The 15,081-nt window shown below is 53.8% G+C and carries 14 protein-coding genes; 3 read left to right on the forward strand and 11 right to left on the reverse strand.

Annotated features, from left to right (window positions below; all coding sequences use genetic code 11):
* Positions 1 to 7: 7 nt before the first annotated feature.
* Genes BJF97_RS06980 through BJF97_RS06990 form a run of 3 tightly spaced genes read right to left on the reverse strand, consistent with a single transcriptional unit; the run spans position 8 to position 2,833 of the window.
* A complete protein-coding gene (locus BJF97_RS06980; RefSeq protein ID WP_014228174.1) occupies positions 8 to 328 on the reverse strand; it encodes an NIPSNAP family protein in 321 nt (106 codons plus the stop codon).
* Between the two features lie 13 nt (positions 329 to 341).
* On the reverse strand, positions 342 to 2,015 hold the full coding sequence (locus tag BJF97_RS06985) for an FAD-dependent oxidoreductase (RefSeq protein WP_014837585.1): 1,674 nt from the start codon (positions 2,013 to 2,015) through the stop codon (positions 342 to 344).
* The gene (locus tag BJF97_RS06990; RefSeq protein ID WP_014837586.1) at positions 2,012 to 2,833 is read right to left on the reverse strand and encodes a shikimate dehydrogenase family protein; all 822 of its coding nucleotides are present in this window, start codon (positions 2,831 to 2,833) and stop codon (positions 2,012 to 2,014) included. Before BJF97_RS06990 ends, BJF97_RS06985 begins: the two co-directional genes overlap by 4 nt.
* Before the next feature lie 153 nt (positions 2,834 to 2,986).
* Here BJF97_RS06990 and BJF97_RS06995 point away from each other — a divergent pair, with 153 nt between their 5' ends.
* A complete protein-coding gene (locus tag BJF97_RS06995) occupies positions 2,987 to 3,745 on the forward strand; it encodes an IclR family transcriptional regulator domain-containing protein (RefSeq protein WP_014228177.1) in 759 nt (252 codons plus the stop codon).
* A gap of 101 nt (positions 3,746 to 3,846) precedes the next feature.
* Here BJF97_RS06995 and BJF97_RS07000 read toward each other — a convergent pair whose 3' ends face one another.
* From BJF97_RS07000 to BJF97_RS07035, 8 genes are all read right to left on the reverse strand, one after another.
* Positions 3,847 to 4,146 (reverse strand): hypothetical protein, encoded by a 300-nt coding sequence (locus BJF97_RS07000; RefSeq protein ID WP_014228178.1) that lies wholly within the window; start codon positions 4,144 to 4,146, stop codon positions 3,847 to 3,849.
* A gap of 1,056 nt (positions 4,147 to 5,202) precedes the next feature.
* On the reverse strand, positions 5,203 to 6,090 hold the full coding sequence (cyoE, locus tag BJF97_RS07005) for a heme o synthase (RefSeq protein WP_014837588.1): 888 nt from the start codon (positions 6,088 to 6,090) through the stop codon (positions 5,203 to 5,205).
* A gap of 11 nt (positions 6,091 to 6,101) precedes the next feature.
* Positions 6,102 to 6,431, reverse strand: coding sequence for a cytochrome o ubiquinol oxidase subunit IV (locus tag BJF97_RS07010; RefSeq protein WP_004099523.1), 330 nt, complete (start codon positions 6,429 to 6,431; stop codon positions 6,102 to 6,104).
* Positions 6,431 to 7,042: a cytochrome o ubiquinol oxidase subunit III gene (locus BJF97_RS07015; RefSeq protein ID WP_004099525.1), complete on the reverse strand. Its 612-nt coding sequence runs from the start codon at positions 7,040 to 7,042 to the stop codon at positions 6,431 to 6,433. Before BJF97_RS07015 ends, BJF97_RS07010 begins: the two co-directional genes overlap by 1 nt.
* Positions 7,032 to 9,023: a cytochrome o ubiquinol oxidase subunit I gene (cyoB, locus tag BJF97_RS07020; RefSeq protein WP_004129794.1), complete on the reverse strand. Its 1,992-nt coding sequence runs from the start codon at positions 9,021 to 9,023 to the stop codon at positions 7,032 to 7,034. The genes BJF97_RS07015 and cyoB overlap by 11 nt, the downstream gene beginning before the upstream one ends.
* Before the next feature lie 19 nt (positions 9,024 to 9,042).
* On the reverse strand, positions 9,043 to 9,990 hold the full coding sequence (gene cyoA / locus BJF97_RS07025; protein ID WP_004848249.1) for a cytochrome o ubiquinol oxidase subunit II: 948 nt from the start codon (positions 9,988 to 9,990) through the stop codon (positions 9,043 to 9,045).
* Positions 9,991 to 10,470: 480 nt separating this feature from the next.
* Positions 10,471 to 11,946: a muropeptide MFS transporter AmpG gene (gene ampG / locus BJF97_RS07030; protein WP_014228180.1), complete on the reverse strand. Its 1,476-nt coding sequence runs from the start codon at positions 11,944 to 11,946 to the stop codon at positions 10,471 to 10,473.
* Positions 11,947 to 11,991: 45 nt separating this feature from the next.
* Positions 11,992 to 12,570 carry a lipoprotein gene (locus BJF97_RS07035; RefSeq protein WP_004848253.1) on the reverse strand — a complete coding sequence of 193 codons (579 nt, stop codon included), beginning with the start codon at positions 12,568 to 12,570 and terminating at the stop codon, positions 11,992 to 11,994.
* A gap of 305 nt (positions 12,571 to 12,875) precedes the next feature.
* Here BJF97_RS07035 and bolA point away from each other — a divergent pair, with 305 nt between their 5' ends.
* Entirely contained in the window at positions 12,876 to 13,193 is a 318-nt protein-coding gene (gene bolA, locus BJF97_RS07040) for a transcriptional regulator BolA (protein WP_004133447.1), read from the forward strand.
* Between the two features lie 347 nt (positions 13,194 to 13,540).
* Complete coding sequence (gene tig, locus BJF97_RS07045; protein ID WP_004848255.1) at positions 13,541 to 14,839, forward strand: trigger factor; 1,299 nt, start codon at positions 13,541 to 13,543, stop codon at positions 14,837 to 14,839.
* The last annotated feature ends 242 nt before the right edge of the window (positions 14,840 to 15,081 follow it).

Genomic DNA, 15,081 nt, shown 5'->3' on the forward strand with positions numbered 1-15,081 from the left:
CCTCTCCTTATTGCAGTGGTGAAAAATCAGTGGGGCGCAGAAGCACCGACTCCAGGCGCTCGACGGCGGCCAGCTCGCGGTTTTTGCGCGAGAACGTCAGCCAGCGTTCGTCCTGCGTCATGCGCGCCCGACGCGCCAGGCGATCGTCCAGACTTTCATAGGCCCAGATATGCACCACCTGATTGACCACGCCAATTTCGGTAAAGAAGAAGCCGATGAGCTTACCGAGGTGCTCGGTTTGCACGGCGTAAGCATCGCTTTTGTACAGCGCCAGCCAGTCGGCCATTTTCAGCGGATTGATGGTGTAGGTGCGTTTTTCATAGATCATGATTTTCTCCTGTTTATAGTGCGTGTTGTTGCGCCATATGGCTGGCTGAGAGATAGCCGAAGGTGAGCGCCGGACCGAGCGTAATACCTGGGCCGGGGTAGGTTCCGGCCATCATCGAATCCATATCATTACCCACGGCATAGAGGCCTTTGATCGGCTCACCGTGCTGGTTAATGACCTGAGCATCGGCGGTAGTGACCAGGCCGCGCGAGGTACCGAGATCGCCGGTATAGAGGGTGACGGCATAAAACGGCGCGCGGGTCAGCGGAGCGTTACAGGCGTTTGGCCGGTGGCCGGGGTCGCCCATCGCGCGGTTATAGCTGTTGCCGCCTTTGGTGAACGCCGGATCGAGGCCCTGAGCGGCATCGCGGTTGTAGCGTGCCACCGTGTCAGCGAGCGTCTGCGGATCCAGGCCGAGCCGCTGCGCCAGTTCAGGCAGCGTATCGGCCTTATGCAGATAGCCCGCTTTCACCAGCGCGTCGTTATTGACCGGGGCAGGGCGCGCCAGGCCGAGGCCGTAGCGCTTCATGGCCAGGGCGTCGCAAATCAGAAAGCAGGGCGCATTTTCTGCCCGGCTTTGCATGGCGCTGGCGAAGTGGTGATAAGAGTTAGATTCGTTCACGAAGCGCACCGCGCGCTGGTTGACGGCAATCACTCCGGGTTTGGCGCGATCGGTGACCAGGTGAGGGAAGCGCTCTTGCGTGCCGTCGGGATGCTGTAAAACCGAGACCGGCGCCCAGAAAAAGTTAGACGGCAGGTCAGCCCCTTCCCGGGCATTGACCGCGGCGGCAAGGCGCAGCGCGGCGCCGTCGTTGGCGGCGGACATGGTGTAGTGCTCGCGGGTCTGGGGGCGATAGCGTTCAGCCAGCCTGCCTGCGGCAAAACCACCCGCCGCCAGTACCACCCCGCAGCGGGCTTCAAGAGCCTGCTTTTGACCCTCGCGCTCAATTACTACACCGGTCACCTCGCCATTGCGTTCGCTCAGCGAAAGCACGTTGACGTTGAGCCTGAGCTGCATACCTTTGCGAAAGGCGAGCGTCGCCATGCGGGCGATCAGCGCGTTGCCCATCGCCAGGCGGGTACCGCGAGGGTACCGCAGGCGATCGCGACCGAAGCGCAGCAGCAGTCTGCAGCAGTGCGCGAACGAGCGCGGGGAGCGGCGCATATCGAGAAAGTGCTGGATATCAACCCGGTTAACCATCATCCCGCCAAACAGCAGCATTCCCGGTGGGGGAGAGCGGAGGTCGCGAAAATGCGCACCCAGTTCCCGTCCGTCAAACTCCACCACCTCCAGCGCCCGCCCGACATCGACGGCGCCGGGCTCATCCGGGTAATAATCCGGAGAGAGCGGGCGCAGGCTATATTTCACCGCGCCCTCTTTTTCAAGAAATGCCAGCGCCTCACGCCCTGAAGCGATAAAGGCATCCACCAGATCCTGACGATAATGAGGCTCACCGATAATCGTCCGCAGATAGGTTTCGATAGCCTGCGGGCTGCCGCCCACGGCCATTTTCCGCGCCTGATCGCTATCGTGGATCCACACCGCGCCGCCGGAAATGGCGGAGGTGCCGCCAAACTGCGGGGCTTTTTCCAGCATCAGTACCGACAGTCCCTTACAGCTGGCGGTCACCGCCGCGGCAAAGCCTGCGGCGCCGCTGCCGATAACGATGACATCCCAGCTTTTCATGCCGCCGCTCCTTGTTCCTGCGCAATGGCGCCGATGAATTGCCCCATCAGTTTCATCTGCGCCAGCGCCATCTCCGGCCCGGTCTGGATCGCGCAGCCGCGATCCCGGGCGAAGGCGAGGAGCGGGGTGATGATCGGGGCGGTCACCACGTCGGCGACATGCGTGGATAGCGGAAGGGTTTCCAGCAGCGACTGCGGCAGCGGCAACGGCTCGAAACCGGCCATTCCCGCCGGGGAACCATTCACCAGCAAATCCAGGCCGGCAAGCGTAGCGGGCAGGTCGACGAGATGAACGTGCGGAAAATGGGTGGCCAGCCGGTTATGCAGCAGCTGAAGGGTGGCGGGATTCTGATCATAAAGGGCCAACTGGCGGATGCCCGCTTCGCAAAGCCCCCACGCGATAGCGCTGCCGACGCCGCCGCAGCCGGAGAGCAGCCCCTTTTTACCGCCGGCGCTAAAGCCGTGCGCCTCTGCGGCAAGCTGAAAACCGACGCCGTCGAGCATATCGCCCTGTAAACGGCCATCGGCCAGCTTACGGATGACGTTAATGGCATTAAGGTGCTGAGCTCGCGGGGTTAACTCGTCGACCAGGGCGGCGGCCCGCTGTTTGTGCGGAACGGTGACCAGGACGCCGCTCATGTTGTGCCAGCCGCGCAGGGCCTGCAGAAAGTCAGTAACGGCTTCGGGGGCGATATCAACCGGGATCATGACGCTGTCCATCTGCTGGTCAGCAAAGAAGCGGTTGAAATTCTCCGGCGACTTAACCTGGGTAATCGGGTGGCCGATGACGGCGACGACCTGAGTGAATCCACTGACCATTTCAAACCTCATTTTGTTAAATGAATGTTGTGAAAGTATTTCAGCGGAAGCTGAGAGCGACAACGCAGAATTCGGCCATACTGGTTGTTAATCGCACTACCACTGCGATAATCGCGCTAAACTGATTGTATTGTTGCGAAAGTGTGAACAAGTATGCAAAACCAGATTCATACCCGCGATCTGATCGTCGGCCTGCAAAAAGGGCTGGCGCTGATCCAGCTATTTTCAAAAGAGTTCCCCCGGCTCACCGTGCCGCAGGCGGCGAAAATGAGCGGCCTGACGCAAAGCGCCGCGCGGCGCTTTTTCCTTACCCTGCTCCATGAGCGCTATCTGCAAACCGACGGACGCCATTACTGGCTAACGCCTAAAGCGTTAAGGCTGGGGCAGGCGTATGTCGATTCGGCGCAGTTCCCACGCATGGTACGACCGATCGTGGAGTACATCGCCAGCCGGACGGAAGAGCACGCTTCGGTCGGCGTGATCGATGATGATGAGCTGGTGTATATCGCCCGCAGTAAACACACGCCGTTTAACTCGACTTCAGTGCGTCTGGGGGAGAGAGTGCCGATTTACTGTACCGCCGGAGGGCGACTATGGCTGGCTTCGTTAGAGGAAGCCGAGTGTGAAACCGTTTTGCAGCGGATCCGCCGCGAGCAGCGTACGCCCTATACGGTGACGGACGTGGCGGCGTTAATGGAAAAGATCGCTCAGGTTCGTCGCCAGGGATACGCCGCGATTGAGCAGGAGTTTGAAATTGGCATGCTGGTCCTGGCCGTGCCGCTGTCAGATCGGGAAGGGCTATACTGGGGAGCGCTGAGTTTAACCAGCCATCAGTCAAGAACCTCGATTGAGGCACTATGCCGCGATCATCTGGATTTGCTCTATAGCGCTCAGGCGATGCTGGTGGGTTAAAACCAGAGGCGCAGACGATTCTCTCATCTTCGTGCCGAGAGGGCTTACGGTAGGCAAAAAAAGGGCAGGAAGAATCCTGCCCCGGGAATGACTAACCGATATTAGGCGGTGATGCTGTTAGTGAAAGTGTTCCACTCGCCCGACAGGTTGTGCACAGCATTGCTCCAGTTCTCATTGCTTGCGGCAACGTAGTTCTCCCAGTCAGATGCGCCGGTAAGGAATTTAGCGAACTCAACGGTATCGTTAACGATGGCATTGGCGATAGTGGCACCTGCTGAGGTAATAAAATCGCTCAGATAGTTTCCATTATCAACAATAAAGCTGGTAATGCTGTTAGCAAAACCGAGCAGATTAAAACCACCAGAAATAGATTCCATTTCGCCAATAGTTAATTCTTTCATTGGTATTCCTTGTTAAGTCTGATTAATTGTTATTAGTGGGGCTATTACCCACGGAAGAAATACTAACACCCTTAAATTAAATTAATCCAGAGTGCTAATGTGTGAAATATTTAATTTCATACAAACTTAATAAAATGAAGGTTATCTTCAGTGATAACGGCTTGAGTCATGAGTGTGAATTTTTTATTCGGGCCGGCTGGCTTTAATGTGAATTGGCGTGACAGCCGCTATAAAGAAGAATGCGCTGAGCGTGGTTAAAGAGGGGAGATAAGACAGGGTGTTATTTTCCCATTTAAAACTTTAATATTGTGCACTATAGATGCTATATGAACCGGGCAGAACAATATTCATGGCAAAAGAGAGGCAGCTCGCGCGGGGAAGGGGAGGGCAAGAGAACATCGCCCTGGTGTCATACCCCACGTTAATATGTTTATTTTCGATTTCACATTCGCCCACCGGGAATGACGGAAGCGCAGCCCGCTGAGTAAACGAGGGCTTAACAATGCCTTGTTAACCCGGAATGACGCCAGCGTTCGAAGAAACAAAAAGTTCGGGGTATGTCTCTTCTACTATATTGCGTACAATAAATTAATTTAGCGTATATATTCAGCTAAACCACTCAGCGCGGTAGCGGGATTCATCTCTCAATAGATACCATCGCTGTCCGCTATGGACAAACCATGTTTAGCGATCATTTGTTAAACAAAAGGCTAATTCATCTAAATAAACGATAACTGCAGGATAATGAATGGCTGCTGATTAATCTGATGCAGCTATTAGTCAAAACGAATTGGCAGTACTGCGTGACTATTATCGCCTCAGTATGGCTAAACCCGTTCCGGCAGTAAGTGGAGAAAGGCGTATCCGGAGGAGGGTTTTTGATCGAGGACGCTGAGGCGGAATTTAGCTACGGACAGAGAAAGCATTGAGAGGGCAGGGGGCACAATCTCAGAATAATAGAAAGGGGAGGAGTGAATGATTGTCCACTATCGGCGATGAGAGATTAACAGGGGGAAATAAGTAATGGCGTATCGCGCGATACGCCATTGAGAGATACTATCTGACCATGGTCAGCAGGTTGTGTGAATCCGGCACCATAAAGTCGACGGACATCATCACCGACAGCGCGGTAATGGCCACGATGGAAAAGACGAACAGCTTACGCGCCCAGACTTTATCATCCGCCACTTTATAACCGCGCAGCGCCATTCCGAGCCACCAGACGCTCACCGCCGCAGCGACAACCAGATATTTATATCCAGCGTAGCCGCCCAGGGAGAGCATCAGCGTGGCAACGGCGAAAGCGATGATGTAAACGGTGATATGGTTTTTCGCTACCGAAATGCCTTTCACTACCGGCAGTACCGGAATGTTCGCTGCCTGATAATCCTTGAAGCGGAAAATCGCGATAGCGTAAGAGTGAGGCATCTGCCACAGGCTGAAAATCGCCAGCAGAATCGCGGCACCGCTGTCAAAATCACCGGTAACCGCGCAGTAGCCAATCACCGGCGGCGCAGCGCCGGAGAGAGAACCAATCAGCGTGCCGTAGACGGAGTGGCGCTTCATGTACAGGCTGTAAACGCCGACATAAACCACGAACCCCATCACCCCCAGCCAGCAGGCCAGGGGATTCGCGCCAAACCACAGGAGCATGAAGCCAGCAATACCCAGCAGGGTGGCATATACCAGCGAAGCTTTTGGCGAGATCAGCCCTTTGACCAGCACCCGGTTTTTCGTCCGTTCCATCTTACGATCGATATCACGGTCGATATAGTTGTTGAAAACACAACCCGAGGCGACCACCAGGGATACTCCGAGGAGCGTCCAGATAAAGAGCGGATAGTCGATGTGGCCCTTGGAGGCCAGCAGGAAACCGCCAATCACGGAGATCAGGTTGCCAAAAATAATGCCTGGTTTCGTTACTTGCAGGTATTGCTTAAACATACTCGCCGCTCTTAGTGCATCATCATGTTGTAGTTCAGGTTCCACATAATCCAGATGGAGCCGACAACTACGATAGCAATGATGATTACGGTGAAGATAAATGCGGTCAGGTTCCAACCTTCGTCCGATTTACTGTTCATGTGCAGGAAGTACACGAGGTGTACCACAATCTGCACAACCGCAGTAACCAGGATGGTTCCCAGAATAGCCGCATGCGATGCAGATCCACTCATCACCATTGCAAACGGGATAACCGTCAGAATGATCGACAGGATGAAACCTGTCATGTAGCTCTTCACGCTGCCGTGAGAAGCGCCGCTATGATCGGTAGAATGACTCATTACATCGCCCCCATCAGATATACAACAGAGAACACGCAGATCCACACGACGTCCAGGAAGTGCCAGAACAGGCTCAGGCACATGATACGGGTGCGGTTAGTGCTGGTCAGGCCGCGACGAGAAACCTGAACCATCAGCACCGCCATCCAGATCAGACCAGAGGTCACGTGCAGACCGTGGGTGCCGACCAGCGCGAAGAACGCTGACAGGAAGCCGCTGCGATCCGGGCCCATACCTTCAACAATCAGGTGATGGAATTCATAGAGTTCCATCGCGATGAACCCAGCCCCGAAGAGGAAGGTCAGCGCCAGCCAGGAAACCACCTGGCTCTTGTTGTTTTTGTACATGGCGATAGCCGCCATGCCGTAGGTGATGGAGCTGAACAGCAGCAGCGCGGTTTCAACCAGAACGAACGGCAGTTCAAAAATATCTTTACCGGTCGGACCGCCCGCCGTGCCGTTCACCAGAACGGCATAGGTAGCGAACAGAGTGGCGAAGATAATGCAGTCGCTCATCAGGTAGATCCAGAAACCGAATACCTTCATCGGTCCTGTATCATGGTGCCCGTGTTCGTGCGCGTGGGCGTTATGCGCAAGAGTATCAGTTGCCATTTTTCAGCCCTGCTTTGTTAATCTCATCGAAATGCTGATTTTCCAGTTTTTCGACTACTGCAACCGGCACGTAGTAATCCACGTCCTCGTCAAAGCTCTTAATAATCCAGGTCGCCAGGATACCGACGAAGCTTGCAATCGCCATCCACCAGATATGCCAGATCATTGCGAAACCAAACACCGTTGCGAAAGCAGCAATAACGATGCCCGCGCCGCTGTTTTTCGGCATATGAATCTCTTCATAGCCAGCCGGTTTCTTATACGCGTCGCCTTTTTCTTTCATTTCCCAGAACGCGTCACGCTCGTGAACGACAGGAACGATAGCAAAGTTGTAGAACGGCGGAGGAGAAGAGGTTGCCCACTCCAGCGTACGGCCGCCCCACGGGTCGCCGGTCAGGTCACGGTTCTGCTCGCGATCGCGGATAGAAACGTAGAACTGAATCAGCTGGCAGAGAATACCGCAAGCGATCAGCGCCGCACCGCAGGCTGCAACAACCAGCATCGGGTGGAACTGCGGGTCAATCTGCTGGCTCAGGCGACGGGTCATACCCATGAAGCCCAGTACGTACAGCGGCATAAACGCCACGAAGAAGCCGATGATCCAGAACCAGAAAGCGCGTTTGCCCCAGGTTTCGTTCAGGGTGAAGCCAAAGGCTTTCGGCCACCAGTAGGTCAGACCTGCGAAGCAACCGAACACCACGCCGCCGATGATGACGTTATGGAAGTGCGCGATCAGGAACAGGCTGTTGTGCAGCACGAAGTCTGCGCCCGGTACCGCCAGCAGTACGCCGGTCATACCCCCTACGGAGAAGGTCACGATAAAGCCAATCGTCCACAGCATTGCTGAGTTGAAGACGATACGGCCCTGGTACATGGTAAACAGCCAGTTGAAGATCTTAACCCCGGTCGGGATAGCGATAATCATGGTCGTAATACCGAAGAAGGCGTTTACGTTCGCGCCCGCACCCATAGTAAAGAAGTGGTGCAGCCAAACGATGAACGACAGAACGGTAATACACACTGTTGCCCATACCAGCGAGGTGTAGCCAAACAGACGCTTACGCGAGAAGGTTGCGGCGATTTCGGAGAAGACACCGAATACCGGCAGAACCAGAATGTACACTTCCGGGTGACCCCAGGCCCAAATCAGGTTGATGTACATCATCATGTTGCCACCCATATCGTTGGTAAAGAAATGGGTGCCCAGGTAGCGGTCCAGGGTCAGCAGCGCGACGGTGACGGTCAGAATTGGGAAGGAGGCGATAATCAGGATGTTGGCGCACAGAGATGCCCAGCTAAACACCGGCATCTTGAACATGGTCATGCCAGGGGCACGCATCTTGATAATCGTTACGAAGAAGTTAATACCGGTGAGCGTTGTACCAATACCGGATAGCTGGAGAGCCCAGATCCAGTAATCGACCCCGACGCCCGGACTGTACTCAATTCCCGAGAGCGGCGGATAGGCCAGCCAACCGGTCTGCGCGAATTCACCGACGCCCAGAGAGAGGTTAACCAGAATCACGCCCACAACGGTGAACCAGAAGCTCAGGTTGTTAAGGAATGGGAAGGCAACGTCGCGCGCGCCGATCTGCAGCGGAACCACCAGGTTCATCAGACCGATAACAAACGGCATCGCTACGAAGAAGATCATGATAACGCCGTGGGCGGTAAAGATCTGATCGTAGTGGTGAGGCGGCAGGAAGCCTGCTTCCCCGGCCGAGGCCAGCACCTGCTGGCTACGCATCATAACGGCGTCAGCGAAGCCACGCAGCAACATGACGATTGCTACGATAACGTACATGATACCGAGACGTTTGTGGTCAACCGAAGTCAGCCACTCATTCCAAAGGTAGGACCACTTACCGAAGTAAGTGATGGCCGCCAGAAGCGCCAGTCCCCCAATGATAATTGCAGCCACCGTAACCACAATAATGGGTTCATGGTAGGGCACTGCATCCAGTGTAAGTTTTCCGAACATCGTTTTCTTCCTCGGCCCCTTAGTGAGCGGTTTCCGCGTGGCTCATGTCCATGCCTTCCATTCCTTCGTGCGCTGCGTGCTCGCCCTCAGGTTGGGTCATATCCATGCTCTTACCGTGAGACATAAATTTGTTAACAACATCTTTAAACAAATCTGGTTTCACGTTAGAGAAGTATTCCACTTTGTTGTATTCGCTAGGCGCAGCCAGTTTGTCGAACGTTTCCATGGAGTCCATGGCGTTCGCAGACTGTTTGGCTTTCGCTACCCACTGATCGAAGGTTGCACGATCCGGCGTGGCGATAGCTTTGAACTTCATTCCTGAGAAGCCCGGGCCGCTATAGCTGGCGGAGATACCGTCGTAAGTACCAGCTTCGTTCGCGATGAGGTGCAGCTGAGTCTGCATCCCGGCCATTGCGTAAATCTGGCTACCTAAACGTGGGATAAAGAACGAGTTCATCACGGAGTTGGAGGTCACTTTGAAGTGTACCGGTACGTTCGCCGGGAAGGCGATTTCGTTGACGGTAGCAATGCCTTGTTCCGGATAGATGAAGAACCATTTCCAGTCCATCGAAACGACTTCGATAGTGATAGGTTTCTCATCGTGAGCAAGCGGTTTGCTCGGCTCTAATGCGTGAGTGGTTTTCCAGGTCAGAACGGCCAGGAACAGGATGATCAGGATAGGAACCGTCCAGACCACAGCTTCCACTTTGTTGGAGTGTGACCAGTTCGGGCTATACTTCGCATCTTTATTGCTCGCACGATACTTCCAGGCAAATCCTACTGCCATCAAGACGGCTGGAATAACGACGATCATCATCAGGCCGAAGGCCGTCAGAATCAGAGAGCGTTGCTCCAGTCCAATCTGTCCTTTTGGGTCGAGGAGTGCAGAATCACAACCACTGAGTAATACAGTGCCTGCGATTAATGACATCCATCCCAAACTTTTATTGTATTTCCTAAGTCTCATTGAACGACCTCAATTCCACGGAATCTGGTGGCGCTTAAAGTGTACGGGCATTTTACGGGAAGGTTGCATTACTGTAAACATAGTTGGAGCTGTGTCTGCTCTATGTTAGCGGCTTCTGCTTGCCCTGTCACATATGTTACGGAGTGTGACATTATCGCTTGCAAACCTTGATTTAGGCGGGATTGATAACGAAAGGGATAAGAACGAAAGGCTTTATAAGAGAATGAGCATAACTACCCGCAAAACAACACAAATAATTAACAATTAATTATCAAATAAAAGACATCGTAAAAGCGGAAAATAAAACCTGCAAAGCTGAATCGGTTAAATTATTTAAAGATTCGCATAAAAATTGTCAATAATTTCCAGAAATCTAAAACGCACAAAACAACAAATCGGCTACGATGAATATAAAATCGTTAATAAGACGTTATAATTACGTTTGGTAATTACAACGTCCACGTACGTTTCTGCGCTGATTTAAATCAGCTCGGTTTTACGTAATGCCAGATAGTCAAGGAAGGCGCCGAGTAAAATACCCGCAATGGCGGTGAGCACAGCGATCTCAAGCAGGCTGGCAAGGAAGGAGAAATTGGTGTAATCCAGCGCGTTGAGCGTCAGCAGCAGCAGCCATATCGCCAGCATCAGGCAGCCAGCAGCCAGAATAATCAATGCCAGCCCGTAGGTTTGTGGAAAGCGCGTGCGGGGCATAAAGCTTTCTGAGCGCTGGGTGTGTTCCAGCGTACGCCGGCAAATTAACAGCAGCACAATCCCCGGTACCGCGGCGACGACGGAAAAGAGATAGAAAGTAGGCCAGCCGTGGGCTTCAACAAACCAGCCGGCGATGGGGCCAACATACACGCGCCCAACGGCAGAGAGGGCTGAGAGCAGGGCAAACTGGGTGGCCGAAAACGATTTATTGCACAGCGTCATCAGCAGCGCGACGAACGCCGCGGTGCCCATCCCGCCGCACAGATTTTCGAAAAACACCGCCGTCGCCATGGAGAAAAGGTGCTTATCGGTAATTGAGAGCAGCCAATATCCGGCGTTGGATACCCCCTGCAGCAGGCCGAAAATCAGCAGCGCGCGGAACAACGTCAGGCGCTGCATAAGCACGCCGCCGTAAAGCGCGCCGACAATCGTGGCGAACAGGCCGAGCGTTTTATTCACCATTCCCACTTCACCCGCATCGAAACCGACGCCGCGAATCAGGAACGTGGTGGTCAGGCTCATGGCAAACGCGTCGCCAAGCTTATAAAGGACAATCAGCAGCAGAATGAGCCAGGCATTATTGCGGCCGAAGAAGTCGCGCAGCGGTGCGGCAACGGCCTGCTCCAGCGTTTTCGGCACCGGAATAACGTCGCTGGGTTCCGGCGCCAGCAGCGTGGCGATAATGCAGGGGATCAGCAGCGCGGCCATCAGCCAGTACATCCCTTGCCAACCCAGCCAGCGATCGGCCAGCCAGAGCGCCAGCCCGCCGGAGACCAGCATCCCCAGACGATAGCCCAGCACGCTGATTGCCGCTCCGGTGCCCCGCTCTTCCGCGGCCAGCACGTCAGTTTTCCACGCGTCAAACACGATATCCTGCGAGGCGGAACAAAAGGCGATGACCACCGCCAGCGCCGCCATCCAGCGCAGCTGCGTGGACGGTTCAAGGAAACCCATCGCCGCAATGGCGATAAGGAGCAGAAACTGGGTCGCCAGCAGCCAGCCGCGACGACGGCCGAGAAACGGCGGCGTATAGCGGTCCATCACCGGCGACCAGAGGAACTTAAAGACGTAGGCCTGGCCGACGAGCGAGAAAAAACCGATAGTTTTCAGATCGATGTTTTCAACGGTCATCCACGCCTGCAGCGTGCCGGAGGTGAGGGCGAGCGGTAGTCCCGAGGCAAAACCGAGGATCAGCAGGATAGCTGATTTTGGCTGCGTGAAAATGCGTAAGTAATGATTAGACATGGCATGTCGTGCAGACCCGGCGCGAGGCCGGGTCTGCGACTTCAATTAACGCGCGTTTTGCTTGATGAAATCGTGAATGCTGGTGTCCTGCGCCATATCGCTAATGGTATCGGTCATGACGCTATTAACCGCATCGGCGATATTTTTATTCGAGGCCTGGAAGGCGCCTTCAACAGAGTAGCTGGCACGATAGTTTTTCGTCATCTTATTGCCGTTGGCGGCAGTGGCAACGATCGCAATATCGGCTTTGGTCGCAATGTTGTAACGCACGTTACCTTGAGAAACGTCGGCGTACAGTTTATTCACGATGATTTGCAGATCCACGGCGCCGTTCGGGCCAATCATATAGCCACGCGAGGTCATCTGTTTCTCGAGCACTTCCTGCAACAGGAAGCGCAGGTCGCGGGAAGCGGTGAGCGTAACCTGTTGGTTATCGCGGGTGACTTTCGCCAGCGCCTGATCCGGACGCTGATCGGCGCCGTTAATGCTGACGGTCACGCCCATCAGACTGGGATCCTGCTGCGGCAGGGTGATTTTCGGTGAAACATCGATGGTAGTCGGCGGAGTGGCGCATCCGGCCAGCATAAACAGCGCGACCAAAGGAAAAAGAATTTTCTTAAACATGTTCAGGGTCTCAACGCATGGTGGAGTGGTAATGAGGAAAATTCCCGCCATCATAACATCGCCAACGGCAAGGGGAAGTGGCAACGCATGTAAATTCATCGCCTTGTGCGTTTTCTGTCCTGACTGCATCTCTTATCGCAACGCAGGCAGGGCTTTCAGGACACCGAACCACTAAAGCCGATACTTTTGCATGAAAATATCAGAGGAATGCTAATTTTTTGTTGTTTTCGCCCAATGGAAGCGGTAAAAGCGGCTAACATTTAAAGGGAATGGCGGCAATACAGCGTTGTCGGAGGAGAAAATTCATGATGATACGTGAACAGATCGAAGCAAAACTTAGGGCAGCGTTCGACCCGGTGTATCTTGAAGTCGTGGATGAAAGCTATCGCCACAACGTTCCTGCGGGCTCTGAAAGTCATTTTAAAGTGGTGTTGGTGAGCGATCGCTTCCTTGGCGAGCGTTTTCTTAATCGTCACCGTATGATTTACGGAACGTTGACTGAGGAACTATCAAGCACCGTGCACGCTCTGGCGTTGCATACCTATACAATCAAAGAGTGGGAAGGGCTACAGGATACCGTCTTTGCTTCTCCTCCTTGTCGCGGGGCTGGAAGTATCGCGTAGAAATCGCATTTGCAACCGCTGGAGCTTTTCCAGTATGTTGCGTGAAGATTTATGAGAAAACGGCCTGCGGGCCGTTTTGTTTTGCCTGGAAAATGTGCAATTCACGCATATTTACAGGCAAATTTGCTCGGGAAATGTGAAAAAAGCCGCAGCAGTGGGCGACAACCGTTCTCGACTCACAAAAGTGATGCCGCTATAATGCCGCGTCTTTTATTATGAATGTCTTCGGGATGATTCTGACGACAGGGAATGTGTTTCTGATTTGAAGAGGGCATCCCGGTTCTGCGAAGCAACCTGTTCGCGCTTCCAGAGTTGACCGAGCACTGTGATTTTTTTGAGGTAACAAGATGCAAGTTTCAGTTGAAACCACTCAGGGCCTTGGGCGCCGTGTAACGATTACTATCGCCGCTGACAGCATCGAGAATGCTGTCAAAAGCGAGCTGGTCAACGTAGCGAAAAAAGTTCGCATTGACGGCTTCCGTAAAGGCAAAGTGCCGATGAATGTTGTTGCTCAGCGTTATGGCGCATCTGTTCGCCAGGACGTGCTGGGTGACCTGATGAGCCGTAACTTCGTTGACGCGATCATCAAAGAAAAAATTAATCCGGCCGGCGCGCCGAACTACGTTCCGGGCGAATACAAGCTGGGTGAAGACTTCACCTACGCGGTAGAGTTCGAAGTTTATCCGGAAGTTGAACTGCAGGGTCTGGAAGCGATCGAAGTTGAAAAACCGGTTGTTGAAGTGACCGATGCTGACGTTGACACCATGCTGGATACTCTGCGTAAGCAGCAGGCGAACTGGAAAGACAAAGACGGCGCTGTTGATGCAGAAGATCGCGTGACCGTTGATTTCACCGGTTCCGTTGACGGCGAAGAGTTCGAAGGCGGCAAAGCCTCTGACTTCGTACTGGCGATGGGCCAGGGTCGTATGATCCCGGGCTTTGAAGACGGTATCAAAGGTCACAAGGCTGGCGAAGAGTTCACCATCGACGTGACCTTCCCGGAAGAGTACCACGCTGAAAACCTGAAAGGTAAAGCAGCTAAGTTCGTTATCAACCTGAAGAAAGTTGAAGAACGTGAACTGCCAGAGCTGACTGAAGAGTTCATCAAACGTTTCGGCGTTGAAGATGGTTCCGTAGCCGGTCTGCGCGCTGAAGTGCGTAAAAACATGGAGCGCGAGCTGAAAGGCGCCGTGCGTAACCGCGTTAAATCTCAGGCTATCGAAGGTCTGGTTAAAGCTAACGATATCGACGTTCCGGCTGCGCTGATCGACAGCGAAATCGACGTTCTGCGCCGTCAGGCTGCTCAGCGTTTCGGCGGTAACGAGAAACAGGCTCTGGAGCTGCCGCGTGAGCTGTTCGAAGAGCAGGCTAAACGCCGCGTTGTTGTTGGCCTGCTGCTGGGCGAAGTGATTCGTACCAACGAGCTGAAAGCTGACGAAGATCGCGTTAAAGGCCTGATCGAAGAGATGGCTTCCGCTTACGAAGATCCGAAAGAAGTGGTTGAGTTCTACAGCAAAAACAAAGAGCTGATGGACAACATGCGCAACGTCGCGCTGGAAGAGCAGGCCGTTGAAGCCGTGCTGGCGAAAGCTAAAGTGTCTGAAAAAGCCACTTCCTTCAGCGAACTGATGAACCAGCAGGCGTAATTTCGCCCCAAGGTTTAAGGTTTGAGCAAAAACCCGTTGCCGAAAGGCTGCGGGTTTTTTTATTGCAATGATAGCCTTAGGATGAGTGCGAAAAGGCGATTTCAGTGATAGCGTTACGACAAAAGATTGTTATGCTTGAATTATGGCAACGTCATCCCCATAACCGGGAGACGTAACTGCATTGGCATAATCATGCGCCGTAATGAAGCGTGCATCTATGCACTTCTGCCCGACGGCAGAAA

The organism is Klebsiella sp. LTGPAF-6F (genome assembly GCF_001753185.1).
GTDB classification, from domain to species: Bacteria; Pseudomonadota; Gammaproteobacteria; order Enterobacterales; family Enterobacteriaceae; genus Klebsiella; species Klebsiella michiganensis.

Bases quoted from the DNA above. Each gene is read 5' to 3' on its own strand.
- BJF97_RS06980 (WP_014228174.1), bottom strand. From the start codon at position 328: ATGATCTATGAAAAACGCACCTACACCATCAATCCGCTGAAAATGGCC.
- BJF97_RS06985 (WP_014837585.1), bottom strand. From the start codon at position 2,015: ATGAAAAGCTGGGATGTCATCGTTATCGGCAGCGGCGCCGCAGGCTTT.
- BJF97_RS06990 (WP_014837586.1), bottom strand. From the start codon at position 2,833: ATGGTCAGTGGATTCACTCAGGTCGTCGCCGTCATCGGCCACCCGATT.
- BJF97_RS06995 (WP_014228177.1), top strand. From the start codon at position 2,987: ATGCAAAACCAGATTCATACCCGCGATCTGATCGTCGGCCTGCAAAAA.
- BJF97_RS07000 (WP_014228178.1), bottom strand. From the start codon at position 4,146: ATGAAAGAATTAACTATTGGCGAAATGGAATCTATTTCTGGTGGTTTT.
- cyoE (WP_014837588.1), bottom strand. From the start codon at position 6,090: ATGTTTAAGCAATACCTGCAAGTAACGAAACCAGGCATTATTTTTGGC.
- BJF97_RS07010 (WP_004099523.1), bottom strand. From the start codon at position 6,431: ATGAGTCATTCTACCGATCATAGCGGCGCTTCTCACGGCAGCGTGAAG.
- BJF97_RS07015 (WP_004099525.1), bottom strand. From the start codon at position 7,042: ATGGCAACTGATACTCTTGCGCATAACGCCCACGCGCACGAACACGGG.
- cyoB (WP_004129794.1), bottom strand. From the start codon at position 9,023: ATGTTCGGAAAACTTACACTGGATGCAGTGCCCTACCATGAACCCATT.
- cyoA (WP_004848249.1), bottom strand. From the start codon at position 9,990: ATGAGACTTAGGAAATACAATAAAAGTTTGGGATGGATGTCATTAATC.
- ampG (WP_014228180.1), bottom strand. From the start codon at position 11,946: ATGTCTAATCATTACTTACGCATTTTCACGCAGCCAAAATCAGCTATC.
- BJF97_RS07035 (WP_004848253.1), bottom strand. From the start codon at position 12,570: ATGTTTAAGAAAATTCTTTTTCCTTTGGTCGCGCTGTTTATGCTGGCC.
- bolA (WP_004133447.1), top strand. From the start codon at position 12,876: ATGATGATACGTGAACAGATCGAAGCAAAACTTAGGGCAGCGTTCGAC.
- tig (WP_004848255.1), top strand. From the start codon at position 13,541: ATGCAAGTTTCAGTTGAAACCACTCAGGGCCTTGGGCGCCGTGTAACG.